This is a genomic window from Spirosoma agri (genome assembly GCF_010747415.1).
GTDB lineage: Bacteria > Bacteroidota > Bacteroidia > Cytophagales > Spirosomataceae > Spirosoma > Spirosoma agri.
This window is the reverse complement of the sequence record NZ_JAAGNZ010000002.1, coordinates 1,335,497-1,357,178: the sequence shown is the minus strand read 5'-3', so window position 1 is coordinate 1,357,178 and position 21,682 is coordinate 1,335,497. Positions and strand designations below refer to the sequence as shown.

The following is a 21,682-nucleotide window of genomic DNA, read 5'->3' as shown; positions in this document are numbered from 1 at the left end:
GTTTCCAAGGCTATGCGGATCTCCTCCTGCGCTACACGTTATTTACCTTTCGATCCGCCACTAGTCGTTTTGTAGACGTCATTCGCCTGATTGCCCCCTGCTTTCAGATAGGCAATCAAGTCTTTCAGTTCGTCAGGATTCAGGCTATTAATCAGACCCGGCAGCATGATCGAAACGGTTGAATTTTTCTTCGAGACAACGTCTTTTTTCGCAACTTTCCGAATCTGATCCTGCGCAAATGGATTTTGAGAAATGGAGTAGCTCGTCTTATCATCACTAACCTGACGACCCAGTACGGACTGACCGTTTTTCAACGTAAAGATGGTCGACGCATACTGATCCGAAATAGCTTTGTCAGGATTGATGATGGCTTCCAGTATGTCTTTGTTCGAGAACCGGGTGCCAAGCTGCGTCAGGTCGGGACCAATGTCTCCACCCTGGCCACCCATCGCGTGGCAGCGGCTACACAGAATAGCCGAGTAAATTTTCTTACCGGTCGCAAAGTCCCGATTTCCCAGGCCGCTATCAACGACAGCTACGGCACTTTCCAGTTTCCACTGGCGACCAGGACCCTTGGGTGCGTAGTCACTGACAAAATCGTTACCCGATGCCGTCAGCAAGTCAGCGCCAGATAATTTATTGTATTTGTCGAACTGCTCTTTAGGAACCTGTGCCAGCGCCAGTTTACGCGCCCTATCTATGAAACCAACATAGCTCCGACCTCCCTGAAATTTAAACGCATTGGCAAACCAGGAGAAGTATTTGTTCCGAAGTTCGGGTGTCCAGCCCGCGTTCTCGCGGCTAAGCATTACGGCGTAGAACGTCTGCTGCAACGGTGGTACTTTAGCCAGCATGCTGGCAATGTCCAACCCGTATTGGGGATTTCGCAGGATAAGGTCGGATGAGGCCGTTGATGTTTCGAGACCAAGATTATTGCTTCCAGGCTCGTCCTTTATATCCATCAGGGCCAATGTTTTGTTGACCACGCCAGGTGCATCCAGAGAAATCAAGACTTTACTAATCCCCCGATTCAGCAGCGCCGTCTTGGCTGGATAGTGCGGGTTCAAATACGCGATCACGTTCGCCTTATCGGTACCCTCGGGCATACCCATCCGCAGAAGGACCAGCTCAAAAGCGCGGCACACATCAAATTGTTGCGACTCAGGAAGCTGATCGTATTTAATTTTCATCAATGCGTTCAGTAACTGGCTTTTCTGAGCCGGATCACCTTGCCGGGCCAGCGCCACTGCTGCCTGTGTGATGCGTTGGGGATCCGTTTCCGTAAACACACGCGCCTGCCATTGGGCCACGGGCTGGTGTTCAATGGCAATTCGGGCGGCATACCGGACAAAGCGGTCGGGGTGGTTCAGATTGGGCCACGCGGCAGCGATGGCTGCGGGATTGGGGCCCTGGTGATATTGCTCCAGCTGCGTTCTGAGCTGGTGTTCTTTCGTGGTAACGGGTGCTTTGGCTACAGGCGCAACGGATTCCGTACCGGTATACGTAACCCGGTATAGATCGGACTCCAGCCGACGGCCACCGGTCAGAAAATACAGCGCGCCATCGGGCCCAAACATTCCATCGGTCAGGGGAAGCGGTGATCCCGAAATAAATTCTTCCCGTTCCGCTTCGTACGTTGACCCTTTGGGTTTCAGGTAGATGGAGTAGATAATACCGAAACTCCAATCGAAGGCATACAACGACTGACGATACCGTTCCGGAAACCGGGCCGTGCTGCCATAAACAAGGTTTGTTGGCGACCCCTGACCTATGTTCAACGTAGGCGGCAAATTATCCGGATTTGCCGGGAGCCATTTGCCGTTACCCGTACGCCAGCCAAACTCAGCCCCACTTGTTACGTGGCAAATTCGAGTGGGTCGATACCAGGGTAAGCCAAAATCCCATTCCATGTCGGAATCGTAAGCAAACATGTCGCCTGTTTCGTTGAAGGCAATATCAAATGCATTTCTGAAACCAGCCCCCATCAGTTCCCATCGTTTTCCTTCCGAATCAACACGGGCAATCCAGCCACCGGGCGCCATCCGATCGTTGGCATGGCCGCGCGGATCTTTTATTTGTGGAAACAGGTTATCTTCTTTCCAGTTGGAGGGCAGCCGGTACGCATCTATTGGCGGCACGTCGGTATGGTTACCCGCAATAACGTACAACGATTTGCCATCGGGCGCGAGCTTGATGCTGTGCGGGCCGTGTTCGCCCTCGCCTTTCAGCGCCTTCAACAGCGTCACGGTTTCGAACTGGTCATCGCCGTTGGTATCCTGAAGCCGGTACAGACCGCTGCCTTTGCCAAAATTCTTGTTCTCCCGGTTGTTCACCATGACATACAGGCTATTGAAGGCATACAACAGGCCCTGTGCATAGCCCATACCCACGGTCGTGTCGCCGGGCTGAACGGTGCCAACTTTCAGCTTTTCAATTTTGGGCTGCTGCGCGCCGGAACCGATGGGTGGCAATTCAAGACGATACAGGAAACCATACTGATCGGAGGTGATCATCCGGCCTTTATCATCAAACGTCATAGACACCCAGGAGCCCTGTTTATTATCTGAGGGGCTGTATATATGCTCGGCTTTGAAGCCAGGCAGCAACTTCAGCTTGTCAAGTTTAGGATTTTCGGGGGCTATCTTCCCTGAGTCTGCCCCCTGCATACCCACCCAGGAAGTCCCAACCAGGACGAGGGCGGAAAAAAGCAGAAGCAGTTTAGCCGATCTGTGCGAACGTAACATAGCGTTATGGAGTAAGAACTGGGACACGCTCCCAAATGGAATAAGGAAAAAAAGTCGTATAACTACCGATCCAACCAGAGCCTGAACCGGTATAAATCTGGACACAAGCCGATTACAGAAACATAGTCTACTGATATACCGGCTGATAGCGTAGCAGTCCAAAAAGAAAAAGTCACGCTACGATTGGTCTACAGAGCATTTGTCTGGTCAGAAGGCAAAAAATAGCCACCAGCCGATTGATCAGAACGACCGGCTGGTGGGATTGTCGTCTAGAAATACGGCGTTAGGGCAGCTTCAACCGCTGGCAGACCGTAATAATCGTCCAACACGGTAAAGGCGTTTGGTGGCGGAACCGCACCCGACGGGAAGTAATACGCTGCCGGATTTGCCTTAACCTTCGCACCGTAGGCCCCAATAATCTCTTTCACCCGACCCGTCCGGGTCAGATCGAACCAGCGTTTGTTCTCAAAAGCCAATTCGACGCGTCGTTCTTTGAAGATCGCTTCGCGCATATCCGCCTGCGACGTTGCCTTCGAAGCGCCCAGTCCGGCACGGTTGCGGACCTGGTTCAGGTACGTGGCGGCTTCAGCCGTTTTTCCCTGTTCGTTCAGGGATTCGGCTAAAAACAGCAGCACTTCGGCGTAGCGATAAACCGGCCAGTTCTGACCCGTATTCTGATTCAGCGAGTGCGTCCGGGCGTATTTCTTGATGTACGGATACTTCTGATCCGTCCGCAGACTTCCGCTTAACGTAACGTAGCCAATGGAAATATCTTTCCGTTTATCCCCATCTTCGTAGGCCGCAATCAGGTCCGGCGTCGGAATGTTGTTACTTTCCTGAGACGTAGGTTGCGGATTCGACGTGCCCGTAATAGGTGCTATCTCGGCAGCGCTTATGGGTGAAGGCAGAAACCGGTAAATCTGGTTGCCGTTATACCCGGCGGCACCTTCCATGTACTGAATCTCGAACACCGACTCCTGATTGTTCTTGTTCGTGCTGGTGAACGAAAAGGCGTTGTTGTAGTCAGGCACCAGTGCATACCCATCTTTGGCTACGATATCCTTCGTCAGGGCTTCAACCTGGGACCATTTTTTCTGCGTCAGATAGAGGTTTGCCAAGAGCGTTTTGGCGGCTCCCGATGTGGCCCGCCCCTGTTCCTGCGTCGCTTTGTTAGGCAGGGCAGTGCTGGCAGCCAGCGCGTCTTTCTCGATTTGGGCATAAATCTCATCCGTTGTCGAAAGCGGTAAGGCGGCATCTTCCCGGCCCGTGATGGGTACTAGGTGCAGCGGTACTTTCCCGAACAACCGAACCAGATCGAAGTAAGCAAAGGCCCGTAGAAACTGCGCCTGCCCTTTCAGGTTGTTTTTGACAGCATCGGTACTGAACGTAATGCCATCGATCAAACTCAAGATCTGGTTAGCCCGGGAAATGATCACGTAGTTTAACCGATACTGAACCAGTACGTTATCATTGGCCGTAACGCCGTTCGCTGTCGGAACCGCAAAATCAGCCACGTTCTCGGTTGGATCAACCGCTCCGTAAAGCGTATTTCGGGCATAATACGTATTGTCGGAATGCATTTCTTCCAGCACCCACGCCCGCTCGTTATACATCTGCCGAAACGGTACATAAGCCCCATTAACAGCCTGTTGAAAGTCAGCTTCGGTCTTGAAGAACGTTGCTGAGCTTAGCGCGGTTTCGGGAATTACAGTTAAGAAATCTTTGGTGCAACCGGTCAGGGCAAGTCCTAAAAGCCAGGTCGCTATATACTTACGTTTCATATACTTCAGAATGAGTTTAGAAAGCCCTACGCTGCCTTTCAGCAGTCATTACTAGGAATGACAACGCAGGGATGATGAATTAAAAGTTCAGGTTAACGCCGAGCGTGAACGTACGCGGAACCGGGTAATTCGAGTAATCGACGCCCTGACTCAAATTGTCGCCAGGTCCGTCGCCGGTTGCGTTTCCGCTGGTTTCCGGATTCGGACCGCCCCAGTATTTCGTGAATATGTAGACCTGTTGAGCCGACGCATAGACCCGCGCTGATTTAAAGAGCTTGTTGACCGCCCCGATGTTGTAGCCCAGCGTTATGTTCTTGATGGTGAAGAATGACGCATCAGCCAAAAACTGCGAACTATGCCAGTCGCGCTCAATACCCGTGTAGTTACCGCCGTTGTTGGTTGCGCCGAACATACCGGCTCCCTGCGTAATTATGTTCGTTGCTACGCCAACACCGTTGACTATAGTATTCTGAACCCGGAAGCGGTCTTTTACACCTTCAACCATGTTGAACACCCCATCCAGGTTGGCTGTGCTGTACAAGTGGCGAACCCATAGCTGGTTTCCGTAAGAGCCGGACCCTGTGATCGAGAAATCGAAGTTGCCATATTTCAGATCATTGGTGATACCATACGTAAATTTCGGGAAAGGGCTGCCAAGAATCGTCCGATCATCCGCATCGCCACCGTTCGTGATAACGCCGTCGCCGTTGATGTCTTTGAACTTGATGGTGCCGATGGCCGAACGTCCCGGAATGATGGGTGATGATCTGAGCTGTTCAGCACTCGTGTAATAGCCTTCTTTAACCAACCCATAGAACTGGCCGAAGGGCTTACCGACCTGCGTGATGTGGAAGCCCGTACTACCATATACCCGGTCGATACCCGGAGCCAGTGCGACGACCAGATTCCGGTTAAACGAGATATTGGCGTTGGTTGTCCATTTCAGTCGACCGGTCGTATTTTTGGTTGTCAGCGAGAATTCATGACCCCAGAACTTAATTTCGCCAATGTTATCGTTGAAATTAGTGAAACCCGATTCCTGCGGAACCTGTACGGCGTAGAGCAGATTGGTCGTACGCTTCGTGTAGAAATCGTAGATGAACTGGATACGATCGTTGAACAGACCCAGGTCAAGGCCAATGTCAAACTGTTTTGTCGTTTCCCAGCCGAGGTTTGGGTTAGCCAGCGACGTTACAACGGCTCCGGTGGCTACGGTACTGCCAAAAACGGCATTGGTCGTGTTGTTCACCAGGGCGTAGGACGTGTAGTTACCGATGTTGTTATTACCGATTACGCCGTAGCTGGCCCGAACTTTAGCGAACGAAACGGCCTGGATGGGCTTCAGGAAATTCTCATCCGACAGTACCCAGCCAACCGAAGCCGATGGGAACGTACCGAACTGGTTGTTCGCGCCAAAGCGAGACGAGCCATCTGCCCGAACAGCCGCCGTGAACAGGTACTTGCCTTTGTAATTATACGTCAGACGAGACAGGTAGGACGTTAGCGCCCACTGATTGATCCCGTTTTGTGTACCACCCCGGTTGATGTTGAGCGCCCCCTGGATGGTTGGCAGTCGGTCATCGGCATACGTATCGGCCTGGATACGGTTGAATTCCTGCCGAAACCACTGGTTGGTAAAACCAGCCAGCAACTCGAAGTTATGATCGTTGAAACTACGGGTGTAGGTCGCCAGATTTTCATTCAGCCAGGATGTATTTTCCAGTCCCTGCCGAATCGAAACAGCCGTGGTTGGAATCGGTACGTTGATGGCACTGGTGGCCGTCGAAGGGTTAAAGAAGAAGAATTTAGAATTCTGGTATTCGATGTTCATCGTCGACCGGAGAGTCAACCCCGTGATCGGGCGATACTGAATATACGCATTCGCCAGCAGGTTGGTGTTCTTGGTTTCGTTGATCAGCTCCTTGGCGGCTCGCAACCAGTTTGGATACTGGAAAATATTACCCGTACTGGCCGGAAACTGGTTAAACTTGGTTAATTCGCCATTGGCATCGTAAATGGGCATGACGGGCCAGGTGTGGAGCGCGTTGAACAGAATCCCGGTTCCGCGATCGCCATCAGTACGCGGGGTATTGTCGTACACATACGAAGGCGCTACGTTAAAACCAATCGTGACCCGATCCGACAGGTTGTAGTTCGAGTTCATGCGCAGCGAGTACCGTTTGTATTTGTTGTTGAGCACCACCCCATCCTGATTGAAAATACCAGCGACCAGCGACGTGTTGGCCTTTCCCGTATTATTGGAAATGCTCAGGTTGTAGCTCTGGATGGGTGCTTGTCGGAGCAGCGCATCATACCAGTCGTTGTTTTTGCCTTCGTATTGTGCCGGATTCTGAAATTCAGTCGGTACAGCCTGCAACTGGTCTTCGTAATATTCTTTTTTAAATTGAGCAAACTGAACGGCATCAAGCATTTTTACCCGACCTCTCATCGGCACCTGCTGCACCCCGGCAAACGCGTTAAAACTAATATTGGTCTGCCCAGGTTTTCCCTTTTTGGTGGTGATCAGCACTACCCCGTTGGCCGCCCGCGAACCATAAAGCGACGTTGAAGCGGCATCTTTCAATACCGACAGATCCTCAATTTCATCGGGGTTAAGCTGGGCAATATTCCCCGTTATCGGGAACCCATCGACTACGTAAAGCGGATCACTGCCCGCCGAAACCGATACCTGACCCCGAATACGGATGCTGATGCCCTGACCCGGTTTGCCGGTAGCCTGGTTGATCTGAACGCCCGCCAACCGGCCCTGGAGTTTTTGTCCGATCTGAGAAACCGGTAAGTCTTTGATTTCCTGCGCACTAATCGTCTGAACAGCGCCCGTCAATTCTTTCTTCAACTGACTACCATAGCCTACAACGACCACTTCGTTCAGGGTCTGATCATCGGGGGCCAGTGTAACCGTCAAGTCCGTCTGGCTACCAATTACCACTTCCTTGCGCCCATACCCCACAAAGCTGAAGACCAGCGTTGACTGTGCGTTAGGCACCGAGATTTTGAAACTACCCGTTCCGTCGGTTGTGGTCCCCTGCGTGGTTCCTTTCACAATTACACTCACGCCCGGCAGTTCAGCTCCTTTTTCATCGACTACTTTTCCCGACACGCTTATGTCCGCGACAACTGAAATCACCTGCAATCGTTTGTTTACAGGACCGTTCATGGCCAAAACGGCTCCGTTCGTAAACACGCTGCCCTTCGGTATAACTGTCCCCTGTTTCTGTGCGTGAGTTGTGTAACTTATTGTTACCATACTCAGCACGACTAACTGATAAAGCTTTTTCATGGGAATGACGAAAGAAATTAGATTTCGAGAATAGGAGTCACTATATAAATCAATAGGATGGTCAAATATTGCCAGATGGGTGCCCCCAACTTTCCTACACTTACCCATTTTTATTACTATCTGAATAATTTATTTGGAATTTCCAACAAATAACACTGAGTATCTTTACGGATAATCGTTTCGAAAAATGATAGCGAAAGTGGACGGAGAGCGTCTTTTTTTAGCGGGCACTGCTGCTGAAAAAATGATCAGGCAACGCTCCAGAAGAAGAGACGATACCTCTCTGTTAGCCTGCTTTATTGGCAGAACATAAGGGCATGGAGTCGATTAATCAGTCAGGTCAGTAGCGGACTTCGTCACCCAACGGATCGGTTACGTCCTAGTAGGAATAGCGCGTTTTTGCGTTTACCGTACAACTACTTACTTTTTTTTTCGAATTAATTATCGCCTTTCGACCGAGGTTATCGCCCTGGCCCAGATCAACCGGATATGCTCAGACACATCAAACTCAACGACTATTCGAACACACCAAAGTATCAGCAGATTTATAATTCCATTGTGGAGGGTATCGAAAATCGGGACATCATTCCCGGCGATAAATTACCGTCGATTCACGAGTTGTGCGCTGAGTTCGACGTGGCCAAAGGGACGATAGAGCGTGCTTACGAACTCCTGAAAGAGAACGAAATCATTGAAGCCGTCCGAGGAAAAGGGTACTATATCAAGTATACGAAAGCAGGTCGCAATCTTAAAATTTTTCTATTATTCAATAAGCTCAGTGCGCATAAAAAGATCATCTATGATTCGTTCGTCGAGTTACTGGGGCCGGGCGTCGCGATCGATTTTTTCATTTACAACAATGACTTCCGACTGTTCCGTGATTTGATCGAGCGGCAGGCCCGCAATCACACCCACTACGTTATTATCGGGCATTTTTATGAAGGCGGAGAAAAAGCCAGTGAACTGATTAACAGCTTACCCAAACATAAACTGGTCATTCTGGACAAACTTCAGGAAGGCGTATCCGGGCAGTACGCAGCCGTATTTCAGAACTTTGAAAAAGACCTCTACCAGGCGTTGACCGATGCACTCCCACTCCTGAAAAAATACGAGACGCTAAGTATTCTTTTCCCTTCCTACACCTATCATCCAAAAGCGATTCTGAATGGATTTTATAAGTTTTGTTATGAACACAACTTCAAAACCCACGTCATTGACAACATCCAGCAGGAGGTCATTCAGCCGAAGCATGCCTACATTAATCTTATGGAAGACGATCTCGTGGAGCTTATTAAAAAAATCAAGATGACGCCCTACGTTGTTGGCCAGGAGGTAGGCATTCTATCCTACAACGAGACGCCACTGAAAGAATTTTTGCTGGAAGGAATCACGGTTATGTCCACTGATTTTGCCCAAATGGGTCGAACGGCAGCCCAGCTGGTACTAGACACGAGTGTCGAACACGTCGAAAATCCTTTTCAACTCATTGTACGTAAATCGTTATAAACGGCTACATAGTTGGTTGGAAATGCTCCCAGAGGTCATTTGCAGAGCAGAGGTAAACGAACGCTTAAAATCTGCTCGGAACGGCCCTTATTCATTTTTTTTCTGAATACGGTGTTTACGTAAAATCTAGATTGTACTCCGCATCGTAGATATCGCCAGCTTTTCTTTTGAAAAATAGAAAATAAGGCCGTCTGTATACTGTTGTCTTATTTATTAATCGCTATGTTTACGTTATCATAGTAGTTCACCTTACTAGTTACCACATCGATCCAACATTTACATGAAATTTAGTAAGCTTAGCAACAACAATGCCCGCATTATGTATTTAATGGGTTGGGGAAACTACACCCGCGTCTTTTTGACCGACTCGTCGCCTGAATTGAACTCGACCACGCTAAAAAAATGCGTCGACACACTTCCCGGCTTCATTCGTTTAAGTAAAAGTCTCGCGGTAAATCCCAATCACATCTCACAAATTCGTCGAAATCCGGACCGCTCTGCCGATGTGCTGGTGGCTGGTCACTGGCTTCCGGTAAGCCGCCGACGAGTTTCGCAAGTTGTCAGTCAACTCCGCTGCTTATCTGATCATAGCGTTAGAGGACTCACTCAATTTCGTGAACTGACCGAACCGGTAAACCTGACGGCACATCGGGCGTTTCCAGTTCGCTAAGCGTTCTTCGTGAGTCACTTAACCGGCGCGCAACTGTTCTTCGGCGTTAACCCGAATAGCTTGTCTCGTTGCGACTAATGCTTTTTTGAACCGATTTTCCGGTTGCAAACACGACGATCAATTCGTTTGATAATCAACCCTGAAGCGATCTTACCGCAGCCTAATGAACTGTGGGAAGGTCGCTTTTTGCTGTTTTCTAGCGGCTATGGAAAATCCAGGACATAGGCACGGTTCTTTAGAAGCATCAAATAATATCTATAGAACAAGTAGGAAATATAAATTTTTTCCCGGTTATTAGTCCCTCAGATGGGCGATGACGCGATCAGGCAATGCAAAGTTAATTGCCGTTCGGACGTATATATATACACCGTACCAGTCGGTATTTCTGGACGGGCTCCCATCACAGGTTAGGCAGGAAATAGACATTATTGCATTCATACTCTATATATTAGTAGATTATTTGACGAATACGCTCGATAACAGCGCCCCCCTTTACCCGAATCAACTACATCCATTCACGTAAAAGAGACAAGAACCGATGATTTCAAAGAAAGCAAAATATGCCATCAAGGCACTGAAAGTACTTACCGAACAATTCGGAAAAGGACCGGTGCTAATCTCCTATATTTCAACCCAGGAGGGTATACCCAAAAAATTTCTGGAAGCTATTCTATTGGAATTGCGCAATCACGGTATCCTTCAGAGTCAGAAAGGAAAAGGTGGCGGATACCTGTTACGCGTTGAACCGGAGCGGGTAAATCTAGCTCAGGTGGTTCGGATCATTGACGGCCCTATTGCACCTACCCCCTGCGTATCGCTGAATTTCTACGTCCGGTGCGACGACTGCGAGGATGAAGAAACCTGCAAAATCCGACCAATTATGGAGCGCGTTCGTGATGCCAATTTATCAGTATACGAACGGACAACGCTACGCTCGCTGGTTCCCCTCCCAACTGAGTCCGGGCTGGTTACCCAATAATAGAATCGCGCAGTTGGCAGCAGAACGTAAACTTCTGCAACCAACTGCGCGAACGATATGCCTGATAAATTTTAGTCAATCAGGACAAGACCCAGTCAGGACAAGACCCAGTCAGGATAAGACCTGTTTTTCTTCGATATCATCGGGTTGTCCCACTAGTACCGACTTAGCTTTCTTGATTACGTTTTCGACCGTAAACCCGAAATAGGCCATTACTTCTTCGCCGGGTCCCGACAAGCCAAACCGGTTCATGCTGAGGGTCGTTCCTTCGTCGGTCACGTATTTGTGCCAGCCGATTGGTGAACCCATTTCAACGGCCAGTCGCTTCCGTATAGAAGGTGGTAGGACCTTATGCTGGTAGGCACGATCCTGTTTTTCAAATAATTCCCACGAGGGCATACTTACAACCCGCGCCTGAATACCTTCTTTTTTGAGTGCCGCCTGCGCTTCGAGCACTAACGACACTTCAGACCCCGTAGCAATCAGGATCAGTTCGGGTTCTCCTTCGGCTTCGCTCAGAATATAGGCTCCTTTCTCAACCCCACCACGCGCCGATCCATATATGTTCTGATCCAGTACCGGCAGCTTTTGACGCGATAAAATCAGCACAACGGGCGTCTTGGGCTGGGTCATCGCTACGCGCCAGGCTTCGGCGGTCTCGTTGGCGTCGCCGGGACGAAGAACGATAATATTGGGAATGGTTCGAAGCGAGACAAACTGTTCAACAGGCTGGTGCGTAGGTCCATCTTCCCCTAAGCCGATGCTATCGTGCGTAAACACAAACGTCGCCGACGATTCAGCCAACGCCGTTAGCCGGATAGCTCCGCGCATGTAATCGGAAAAATTCAGGAAGGTACCCCCGTACGGATGTACGCCACCGTGTTGCGCCATACCGTTGAGCGCGGCACCCATCGCGTGTTCACGCACGCCAAACCAGATATTGGAATTTCCGTAATGGCCGGGCTGGAAGCTAGCCTCCCCTTTCGTCGGCATCTCATTCGATGATGCCAGATCGGCAGATCCGCCAAACAGGTAAGATACCCGCTGTTTCAGTGCATTAAGTGCTTTGCCCGATGCCTGCCGGGTTGCCAGTGGTCCATCTTCGGGTTTGAATAATGGTACATCGGCGTCCCAGTCTTCGGGCAGTTTACCCGCAAACGAAAGCGTGAACGTATCGGCTTCGGCTGAGAACTGCGTTTTATACTGATCGAATCGTTTCTGCCAGTCGGCTTGTAATTCAGCCCCTTTCTGGCCGGCTTCGAGTAGGTGCGGCTTCACTTCGTCCGGCACAACGAACGTCTGATCAGGATCCCAGCCGTAAAATTCTTTGGTTTTACGTACATTCTCCTCACCCAGTGGGCTACCGTGTACTTTACTGGTGCCTTCCTGCGGACTACCGAACCCGATGATCGTTCGTACGGCAATAATGGATGGACGTTCCGTTTCATCCTGGGCGGCCCGGATCGCAGCCTCGATCGCATCCAGATCATTACCATCGGCTACGTGTTGTGTGTGCCAGCCGTAGGCATCGAACCGGGCCATCCGGTCTTCGGTGAACGCCAGATTTGTGGGACCATCCAGCGAAATCAGGTTATCATCATAGAGATAAATCAGCTTGCCCAGTTTCAGGTGACCTGCCAGTGAGGCTGCTTCGGAGGCAATGCCTTCCATCAGATCACCGTCACTGACAATCGAATAGGTATAGTGATCGACCAGCGTATGGCCATCGTGGTTGTAGGTAGCACCCAGAAACGCTTCGGCCATGGCCATACCGACCCCATTGGCAAAGCCCTGTCCCAATGGCCCTGTGGTCACTTCCACACCAGCCGTCAGGTTCGATTCGGGGTGGCCGGGTGTTTTGGAATGAAGCTGCCGAAAACTCTTCAGGTCATCGAGGGAAAGATCATATCCGTAAAGATGTAAAAGGCTGTAAAGCAACGCCGAACCGTGGCCGGCCGACAAAACGAACCGATCGCGATCGGGCCAGTGCGGATCCTGGGGGTTGAAACGCAAAAAGCGCGACCAGAGCACGTAGGCCATTGGTGCCGCCCCCAGTGGCAGACCGGGGTGCCCTGAGTTAGCTTTCTGAACAGCGTCTACCGACAGCAGCCGGATTGTGTCAACGCTAAGTTGATCGAGGTCAACCGTCTTATTAGGCATAGCGGGAGATTAAGTAGTTTGAACGATACAATCGATTTGAGCCGGTTGAACCGGTCTCTATAAATTAACTCGCAAACTCGAAAGAAGATTAAAAAAAACGATCAATTCTCTAGAAATCATGCAGTAAGCGTCATAGCCTGTTGCAGCGAAAAAAGGCGTGTGTAAACATCCGAGTTTCGATATTACGCGTAAAATTTATGTAAAGACAACTGTTTATCGACCCTGCCGGTTATTTTTGCACCGGCTCTTGGCCGTTTTTGCCCAATTTTCCCGTCCCTCATGTCTAAGAAAACCAAGATCGTGGCCACTGTTGGCCCGGCTTCCGAAACGAAAGAACAATTGCTGGCATTAGCCAAAGCCGGTGTAAACGTATTCCGGCTTAATTTCTCCCACGGCACCCACGAAGACCATCTCATGCGGCTCAACCGCATTCGCGAGATCAATGCAGAATACAACCTGAATCTCTGTGTGCTACAGGATTTGCAGGGCCCTAAGATCCGTATCGGTAACGTTGAGAATAAAGATGGCGTCATGCTTCTGCCGGGCAGCCAGTTGGTGTTCACTAACGATGATATCATTGGCACCGCCGAACGCGTCAGTACACCGTATAAGGATATGTACAAAGACGTCCATCCGGGCGAACGTATTCTGATGGATGATGGCAAACTTGAAGTTCGGGTTATTGGCACCGATGGCACCGACGTAATCACCGAAGTTGTTTACGGTGGCTCCATGAAGTCCAAAAAAGGCGTTAATCTGCCGAACACGCGGGTATCGATGCCCGCCGTAACCGATAAAGACTGGGAAGATCTTGAATTTGGTCTTGAGCACAATGCCGAATGGATCGCTCTTTCCTTCGTGCGGGAAGCCTCGGAAATCATCGAAATTAAAGAATACATCAAATCGAAGGGTAAGAGCTGCCGCGTTATCGCCAAAATCGAGAAGCCCGAAGCGATTGTCAATATCGATTCGATCATCGAAGCAACCGACGGTCTGATGGTAGCACGGGGTGACCTTGGTGTTGAATTACCCGCCGAAGAGGTGCCGATGATTCAGAAAATGCTGGTCGAGAAGTGCAACAAAGCGGCCAAACCCGTTATCGTTGCCACCCAGATGCTTGAAAGTATGATCGATGCGCCCCGGCCTACCCGCGCTGAAATCAACGACATCGCCAATTCGGTGATGGATGGTGCCGATGCGGTGATGCTCAGTGCCGAGACAGCCTCCGGCAAATACCCGATTCTGGCGGTCGAGAGTATGGCCAACACGATCCTACAGGTTGAAGCGAATACTGACAAGATCTATTACCGGTATCACGCCTACGTGAACGAGCATCCGGGCGAGAACGTCATCAACGACAACGTAGTGATGAGCGCCTGCCGACTGGCCCGTGACACGAAGGCAAAAGCGGTGATCGGTATTACGAATTCGGGCTACACGGCCGAACGGTTATCGCACCACCGTCCCAAAGCGGATCTGTTTGTTTTCTCCAACGATGCGCAACTCCGCAACACGTTGGGTCTGTACTGGGGTGTTCAGGTATTGCCTTACGAGCCAAACCTTGAGCTAACGGTCGATCAGACGGTAGAAGGTATCAAACAGACGCTGATTAGCCAAGGCAAGCTGGCTTCCGGTGATATTTTCATCAATACGCTGAGTATGCCCTTAACACAGGCACGACGGACAAATACCGTTAAATTGAGCACTGTCGATTAATAAGACCGGGTTAGTTTTCAGACTAGTCCAATGACTAAAAAGCCGCGAAACCAATGGTCATCGCGGCTTTTTTGCTCTCACTGAAAATGTATCTTCTAGCGGTTCATCCGGTTGATGAGCTGGTTTTCAGCAGAAACACAACCAGCACCACAAACCCACTTACGCTTTTTCGTCTTCTGTTTCGGCAGCCGGTGCTTCCGAAGCAACGGGCGCTTCAGCCGATGGCTCTACCACATCCGCTGGCTTCTCGAACACCTCCGGTGCAAATTGGCGCAGGATGCCGTACCAAACGATTAACTTCTTGATATCGGTCGTTCGAACGCGTTCCCGATCATAATCGGGTACGACGGTAGCCATAAAGTCGGCCAGTTCGCTGTTCGATCCTTTCGGATCAACAGTCAGCGTTTCGCCGTATTTTTCATTGACAGCCAGCAGCACGTCCGCGAGTGGAATCGACTGATCGGCATTATCGACATAGATCGAAATATCGTTCAGCACCGACACACGAGCCGTTGGGCCCATCATTGTTTTGGCCTTCTTGTCGTCCAGCGATTCAACAATAACCCCATTCCGGCTAGGTTTCAAGATCCGAAAAAGGCCGCTCTGACCGGCAATGTTGGCAATCTGTTTTAATGCTTCCATAAATACGTTGTAAAATTGTAACGCCTGTTTAGGCCGACGTATTGCCTTTTTAGTTGTTAATTAAGTTGAACAGGTACTTGAGTGACCAGCTACCTAAACCCATTTGGACAACGGGGACCGAACCAACACTCGTTTATTTCTCCTCGCTTTTGTACGCCTGGTTCAATGGCCGGATAAAGGCCAGAATATCCTCGCGCCCGGCAGCGGTTATGGCCGACGTAACAAAAAACTCAGGGACTTCTTCCCAGGTTTCCAGCAATCGGGCCCGGTACGCATCCAGCGTCGCCTGCAATTTTGTGGGGCCCAGCTTTTCGGTTTTGGTAAAGACGACTACGAAGGGCAAGCCCTTTTCGCCCAGATTGTACATAAAATCGAGGTCGAGCTTCTGCGGCTCAATCCGAGAATCGACCAGTACAAAAGTACAGAGCAAATTCGGTCGGCTTGTCAGGTAACCATCAATTAGAGCCGCAAATTTCTCACGGTCCGTTTTGCTCACCTGTGCATAGCCATAACCGGGCAAATCGACCAGATACCATTCATTATCAATGATAAAGTGGTTGATGAGCTGCGTTTTACCGGGCTTTCCTGAAATTTTGGCCAGCGTTGACCGGCTCGTCAGCATATTGATCAGCGACGATTTGCCGACATTGGACCGTCCGATAAAGGCATATTCGGGTCGGTCGGGTTTTGGACATTTGGCTGGATCAGAGTTACTGACAAAGAACTCAGCTTGTTTTACGGGCATAGCAGTAAGGACTGAAACGGTTGCAAAGGTCGGAAAGATTAAGGAAAATGGCACACTGTTTGTGTTTTGAGTGTGCGCCTATTAATTTGCTTATTCAACACCGGCAGAAACGAAAATGCCCTCCCGGTGCGTTATTCATCCGAAACTCAAAAAATAACCGGTCTACCGGTCCGAGCATGAAAAAAATTATCTGGTTCCTAACCATTCTATTCGTCGGATTCAGCTACTCAGCTACCCAGGCCATTTCTGCGGGTGACCACAAACCAGCTCCCAAAGACAACGCGGAAGGCATTCAGTTCACTGATGCCGCCTGGAAAGACATCCTCAAAAAAGCAAAAGCCGAAAAGAAAGTAATTTTCCTCGACGCTTACGCCAGCTGGTGCGGCCCCTGTAAGCTGCTTCAAAAAAATGTTTTTACGAAGAAGGCCGTTGGTGAAGTCTACAACGCCCGGTTCATCAACGTAAAAATGGATATGGAAAAAGGGGAAGGTCCGGCGCTGTCGCAGGTTTATCCCCTCGAAGCCTATCCAACGCTGTTGTTCATCGACGGGAATGGCAAAATCCTGAAGAAGGTGATCGGTCTGCAAACGCCCGAAGACCTGATTGCTATTGGCAAAAGCGTGAAATAAGCGGAACCACATAAACGCGATTGCGCGGAGTCGATCGATTTTGAACTAGAGCCAGTTGTCAGAAACTGGCTCTTTTTTTATGCGTTCATCAACCGCACTTTCACAACGACATACACGCTGATCAATAGCCCTACTACGACTACCGCCGTCATCGTTTGGCCCACGAATGACCACGTCAATGCTTGCAGCACGAGCAGATTGATCGCTACCTGAATGAGTGAATAAAGCGTGGCCACGCGCAGGTGCGGCCAGTGCCGTTTGTGCACCAGCAATTGGAATAGATGCAGGTTGTGAGCCCGGAAAATGTTTTGACGCCTATAAAGCCGTTGCCCGATCGTCAGACCACTATCGACTCCGTAGACAGCTAAAAACAGAATTGGCAACCACGTCTGTTTCGTAATCATAAACTGCGCCAGCGCATAAAGGACAATGAAGGCCAGCGACATGCTGCCCACATCACCAGCGAAACAAATGGCCTGATTACGGGCATTGAAATAGCTAAATACCAAGAGCGCAACGAACGTGTTAGGCAGTAACGAGTCGATTACCTGACTGGACGCGGGCTGGAGCGTGGTATACCATAATGTGCCGACGGTAACCAGGCTGTAAAACGCGGTGATGCCATTGATACCATCCATAAAATTATACGCGTTCAGTATACCCGCACCGGCCAGCAGCAGCAACCCTATTACCCAAAACGCGGGCATTGGGTAATCAAGCTGATAGAGTAGCAATCCAACTGCGACCAAGTGTGCACCGATCCGGTATTGGTACGCCAGACTACGCAGATCGTCCAGAAAGCTCACAACGGCCACCAGCGTCAACCCGGCGAAAAAGTAGGCATAAACAAAGCCACTGTGAACAAATGCGACCAAAGCCGCCATCCAGAACAGCACTCCCCCACCCCGAATAATCGCCAAACCGGTATGCGCACTCCGCTCGTTCGGTGTATCGACGATGCCGAAATGGCGTGCTACGCGCAGGTACAACAGTTCGCAACAAACCAGCACAGCAGCCAGAAAAACAGAGCCGGTTGGCGTCATCGGAATACGTCGAGAACAGAGCGCGGATTCCAACCAAGATGCAGCCGGGCCGCTTCATCCGAAAATGTCAGCGAACCCGTTAATTTTCGGAGCGCGATCGAATCAAGCGGAAATCTGCGGCCAATGCAGGCATTAATTCCGTCACCAATCCGCGCTATGGCCTTGGCGGTGCTCAGCGAAACAGTCGGCATGCGCTCTCGTCCGATAGTACGAGCAATGGCTTGTTCAAGAGCGCGAACGCTCGGGTGATGGCCATCGGTGAGGTTAAACGTACCACCCACTCCGGCAGCCCGCACGATAACAGCGGCTACATCATCAGCGCGCACCATGCTTCGCCGGGCTTCACCATCGCCAATTCGCACGTAATAGCCTCGCTGTATAGCCTTCTTCATTGTGGCCAGGTTACCGTTTAGTGGTTCGGCCACAACCAGGGGCAAGCGCAGTATCGTTACCCGAACCCCATTTTTGTTGCCCCACTCACGCACCACTGTTTCTGCCCGAAGCTTACTGGAACCATAAGCATCACTGGCGTCGAGTGTCGTTTGCTCGTCCAGCAGATTTCCTTCGGCACGTCCGTAAACCAACACCGTACTGATGTGTACAATCGATTGCGGCAATGTTGAACACGTTTCGAGCGCTGTCAGCAGTCGGGACGTACCCTGTACATTCACGCGCTCATAGTCGGCCCGTTCCCGCGAATTACGCGGTACGGAATGCGCTTTACCGGCGCAGTTAACAACCACATCAATTGACCGATCGGCCAGGTCGGGTTCTTTGTCGGTCATATCGCAACAAATGTGGCTACTCCCAAGATCCTGCCGACCCAGTGTCGTCACGGTATGCCTAAGCTCAAGTTCGTTTAGAATTCGGCTGCCCAGAAAGCCAGAAGCGCCTGTTAATAATAGATTCATGATACAGCCGTTTTAGACCGTGTGACAAGCGGTGAAACGGTCTGTATCACTCGCTGGGCCATCGCTTCCATAATTGATTTGCGCTGAAATCGAGCTACAAAATCAGCACGATACTGTGTTCGATAGGGCGTTTCGCGTAGCTGCGCAATCAAATTTTCCACATCGCCCGGTTTGAACACGATACTATTGTCAATGTATTCCCGTACGAACTGAGCTGCGTAACCCGCCACACCAGCTATGATGGGTTTATCCGTTGCTCCATACTCAAAAAGTTTAGAAGGAAGCACCCGTTTAAACGCGCGGAGGTCATTCAAGTGGACAAACAAGTAGTCCGCTTTCTGATACTCAGCCATCAGCTCCCTCCTGCTGACAGGCTTGCGCAGCTCAACGTTGATGTTCGTGTCGGCCTGAATCAATGTCTCTAACTTGTTCACCGCACCACCGTCGCCAATAACGACAAAGCGGTATTGTTCGCCGAGCAGTCGAGCCGCCTGCGGAATGATTTTGTGTAGCCCCTGCCCCTCACCGATGTTTCCAGCGTAGAGGATTGTTTTCACATGGCAATGTCGATCTGCGCGTTTTCTTTCCCCAATCTCATCCTGGGAGAGTAGCGTTAGAAATTCCTCATCAATTCCGTTCGTGAAAAAGCTGTACGTTGCGGTGGGAAAGGATTTGAAATAAGGCCGAAATCCTTCCGAAACCAGGTTAATATGATTGGCGTAACCAAAGGTATATCGTTCGACCGTTCTCAATACCCAATTCAGTACGATGCGTAGAAAAGGGTTGCCGATCATTTCCAGCATTGTCTCGCGGAACAAATCCCGGATGTCGAGCACTAAAGGGCTTCGTCTCCGACGCGCTAGCCGTGCCCCCAGAAAAGCCGTGAACAACCGCGACGATGAGCCAACAACCAGGTCGTAGTGCTGGTCAGCCGTCAGTCGATGCGCTTGTCGATAATAGGTCAGGAATGACCATATCTGATCGGTTCGACCACTGGCATGAGTCGGAACGGCAACACGATCGATCAATATCCGACAGCCCTGTTTACCCGCTCGTTCTTCGCGTTTCAACGCCGTTTGTCGGAAGGACTGGTATCGATTGGGCTGCGTTGTAACGACGTGAATAACATCCGTCTGCGTAAGCTGGTCGGCTAACGCGTTTACCAACGCGGTGTTTCGAAACGACCCAGCGCAGAGGTCCGGCTCGAAGTAGAAGGTTACGTATAAAATCCTCATTCAGTAATCGTTACGATAGTATTCAGGTAATCGGCAAACGTAACGTCAAGGTATTGGCCACCCTGCAACAAATTAAATCCGATAGCCATGTCATATGGTTTAAGCAAGACCGTTGGCATCATACCCGATAAAAACTTTAGTCTGACTGTTCCGGCAATCACCGTATCAGCCTCCAGTACGACCAGCACACCAGGATGGAAATAGAAACGGGCTACGCACGAAATAAGCGCGCTTCTCGTCTCTTTATGCGCTATCACTCGATCAAAGACACTAATTTTTCGCTCCTCCAGAAGCCACGTCCGCCGATGCATAATGCCAAGCGATGAATAGCCGTCATGTTGCGCAGAAAGTACATCGCCCGATTCCTCAAGCAGTGTTACGCTGGCTCGTCGTCCAACCCGAAATGTACCCCATACTTCAGATGAATTTAGTCCGTTGATTTCGACGGTATTGTGGGCCGCCGTACTCCGTTCCCACGTCCGGCGCGGTCCAGGTTCATACGTGGATGTACCACTATCGACAAGGAGTGGCTGCGCGTCTACATACAAAACAAACGAAAACGTATCAGCGTGGGCATGACCAGGCTGGTGATCGGGCCCCACGGCTCCCACATCAGTAAACAGTTCGTAACGAGGTTGGCGCAATAGTCGATAGCCGCTAGATATTCCTCCAACCCCTTCCGCAACGGCGGACCGACGGGTCGGTGAGGGTAGTCCCCGCCCAGCTTTCGCCTGAATGTGTACCGATGTGGGCGCACTGTTGAACGCTGCGTCGTTGACCATGGGCACATCGCCGTTGCTGAACGTTATGGTGTTCAACCAGTTAAGCATCATGGTCTGCTTTTCTGCAACGAAGGCGATAAGCATTAAATCGACGTGCCACGAGTTAGCCCGTAGAGTAGTCAGCAGGTCCAGCAGTCGATCCAGCAATAGCTGGTGATACATTGGACTACGTTCATCATGCGCGCCATCCGCCAAAATTTGTGTCGTCAATTCCTGGCGGATAAGCGTCGACGCCCGATCAAACCAGCGTCTCTGTTGAAAATACAAGGCTCCAGTGAGTAGCGCAATGCCGTTTTCGAGCAGATGATTGCCAGCCAGATGGTATTCCAGACGCCGATTGAGCAAATCTGTCTGGGCAAACAGATGAGCGTTAACTCGTTTATTCGTGATCTGGTGTCGGCTCAAAAAATGGATCCAATTAGTGATTCGCAGCGACGTTGGGTAAGGTTCCAGGCCCGCCTGAATTGCGTCCGTTTGGTCAATAAACTGGTTTAGTAAGTCAATGCCCTCCTCGGCCGTCATTCCCCCACGATGATCGATCTCCGCTTGATTCAGGTAGTCGAAATAAGTTAAATGATATGTCCATAACTTACCGTTCCGGCTATAATTCCAGTCGATAGAGCCAGGAAACGAAACCGGCTGATTTAAAAAGGTAAACGTCCGATTGACGTAGGTTATGGGTTTGTCGGCTTGGGGAACGGTCAAAAAGTAACTTGTCGGTACGCTGGCTGGAAGACGTAGCCTTGCCCGGCTTCGCAACCGATTGATGACCTGATAAACCAGTTGTCGAAGACGTAAGTAGCGAATGGTTCGCCAGAAAAGTCCAAGTCTGCGCATA

Annotated in this window: 15 protein-coding genes; 5 read left to right on the top strand and 10 right to left on the bottom strand. The window is 50.4% G+C overall.

Annotated elements, in window-relative coordinates; genetic code table 11:
• Positions 1-38 precede the first annotated feature (38 nt).
• The 3 genes from GK091_RS22225 to GK091_RS22215 all read right to left on the bottom strand — a co-directional run bounded on the left by GK091_RS22225 (position 39) and on the right by GK091_RS22215 (position 7,703).
• Positions 39-2,744, bottom strand: a complete 2,706-nt coding sequence (locus GK091_RS22225; RefSeq protein ID WP_164042105.1) for a c-type cytochrome — start codon at positions 2,742-2,744, stop codon at positions 39-41.
• Between the two features lie 269 nt (positions 2,745-3,013).
• Positions 3,014-4,525, bottom strand: coding sequence for a RagB/SusD family nutrient uptake outer membrane protein (locus GK091_RS22220; RefSeq protein ID WP_164042102.1), 1,512 nt, complete (start codon positions 4,523-4,525; stop codon positions 3,014-3,016).
• Positions 4,526-4,604: 79 nt separating this feature from the next.
• Entirely contained in the window at positions 4,605-7,703 is a 3,099-nt protein-coding gene (locus GK091_RS22215) for a SusC/RagA family TonB-linked outer membrane protein (protein ID WP_394351888.1), read from the bottom strand.
• A gap of 612 nt (positions 7,704-8,315) precedes the next feature.
• Here GK091_RS22215 and GK091_RS22210 point away from each other — a divergent pair.
• The 3 genes from GK091_RS22210 (at position 8,316) to GK091_RS22200 (ending at position 10,981) form a co-directional block, all read left to right on the top strand.
• Entirely contained in the window at positions 8,316-9,332 is a 1,017-nt protein-coding gene (locus tag GK091_RS22210) for a GntR family transcriptional regulator (protein WP_164042098.1), read from the top strand.
• Between the two features lie 280 nt (positions 9,333-9,612).
• Positions 9,613-10,002, top strand: coding sequence for a LytTR family DNA-binding domain-containing protein (locus GK091_RS22205; protein ID WP_164042096.1), 390 nt, complete (start codon positions 9,613-9,615; stop codon positions 10,000-10,002).
• A gap of 538 nt (positions 10,003-10,540) precedes the next feature.
• Positions 10,541-10,981 (top strand): RrF2 family transcriptional regulator, encoded by a 441-nt coding sequence (locus tag GK091_RS22200; RefSeq protein ID WP_164042094.1) that lies wholly within the window; start codon positions 10,541-10,543, stop codon positions 10,979-10,981.
• Between the two features lie 111 nt (positions 10,982-11,092).
• Here GK091_RS22200 and tkt read toward each other — a convergent pair whose 3' ends face one another.
• Positions 11,093-13,141, bottom strand: a complete 2,049-nt coding sequence (tkt, locus tag GK091_RS22195) for a transketolase (RefSeq protein ID WP_164042091.1) — start codon at positions 13,139-13,141, stop codon at positions 11,093-11,095.
• A 279-nt stretch (positions 13,142-13,420) separates the two neighbouring features.
• On the opposite strand from tkt, the gene pyk reads away from it, so the two are divergent.
• Entirely contained in the window at positions 13,421-14,857 is a 1,437-nt protein-coding gene (gene pyk, locus GK091_RS22190) for a pyruvate kinase (protein ID WP_164042089.1), read from the top strand.
• Positions 14,858-15,016: 159 nt separating this feature from the next.
• Here the strand turns inward: pyk and GK091_RS22185 are convergent, their stop codons facing one another.
• A complete protein-coding gene (locus tag GK091_RS22185) occupies positions 15,017-15,499 on the bottom strand; it encodes a DUF5606 family protein (protein WP_164042087.1) in 483 nt (160 codons plus the stop codon).
• 133 nt (positions 15,500-15,632) lie between these two features.
• Positions 15,633-16,244, bottom strand: a complete 612-nt coding sequence (gene yihA / locus GK091_RS22180) for a ribosome biogenesis GTP-binding protein YihA/YsxC (RefSeq protein ID WP_164042086.1) — start codon at positions 16,242-16,244, stop codon at positions 15,633-15,635.
• 176 nt (positions 16,245-16,420) lie between these two features.
• On the opposite strand from yihA, the gene GK091_RS22175 reads away from it, so the two are divergent.
• The gene (locus tag GK091_RS22175; protein WP_164042083.1) at positions 16,421-16,873 is read left to right on the top strand and encodes a thioredoxin family protein; all 453 of its coding nucleotides are present in this window, start codon (positions 16,421-16,423) and stop codon (positions 16,871-16,873) included.
• 77 nt (positions 16,874-16,950) lie between these two features.
• Here the strand turns inward: GK091_RS22175 and GK091_RS22170 are convergent, their stop codons facing one another.
• The 4 genes from GK091_RS22170 to GK091_RS22155 are packed head-to-tail and all read right to left on the bottom strand — an operon-like array spanning position 16,951 to position 21,681.
• Complete coding sequence (locus GK091_RS22170; protein ID WP_164042081.1) at positions 16,951-17,916, bottom strand: MraY family glycosyltransferase; 966 nt, start codon at positions 17,914-17,916, stop codon at positions 16,951-16,953.
• Positions 17,913-18,827 carry an NAD-dependent epimerase/dehydratase family protein gene (locus GK091_RS22165; protein WP_164042080.1) on the bottom strand — a complete coding sequence of 305 codons (915 nt, stop codon included), beginning with the start codon at positions 18,825-18,827 and terminating at the stop codon, positions 17,913-17,915. The genes GK091_RS22170 and GK091_RS22165 overlap by 4 nt, the downstream gene beginning before the upstream one ends.
• A complete protein-coding gene (locus GK091_RS22160) occupies positions 18,824-20,062 on the bottom strand; it encodes a glycosyltransferase family 4 protein (RefSeq protein ID WP_164042078.1) in 1,239 nt (412 codons plus the stop codon). Before GK091_RS22160 ends, GK091_RS22165 begins: the two co-directional genes overlap by 4 nt.
• The gene (locus GK091_RS22155; RefSeq protein ID WP_164042076.1) at positions 20,059-21,681 is read right to left on the bottom strand and encodes an alginate lyase family protein; all 1,623 of its coding nucleotides are present in this window, start codon (positions 21,679-21,681) and stop codon (positions 20,059-20,061) included. Before GK091_RS22155 ends, GK091_RS22160 begins: the two co-directional genes overlap by 4 nt.
• Between the last annotated feature and the right edge of the window lies 1 nt (position 21,682).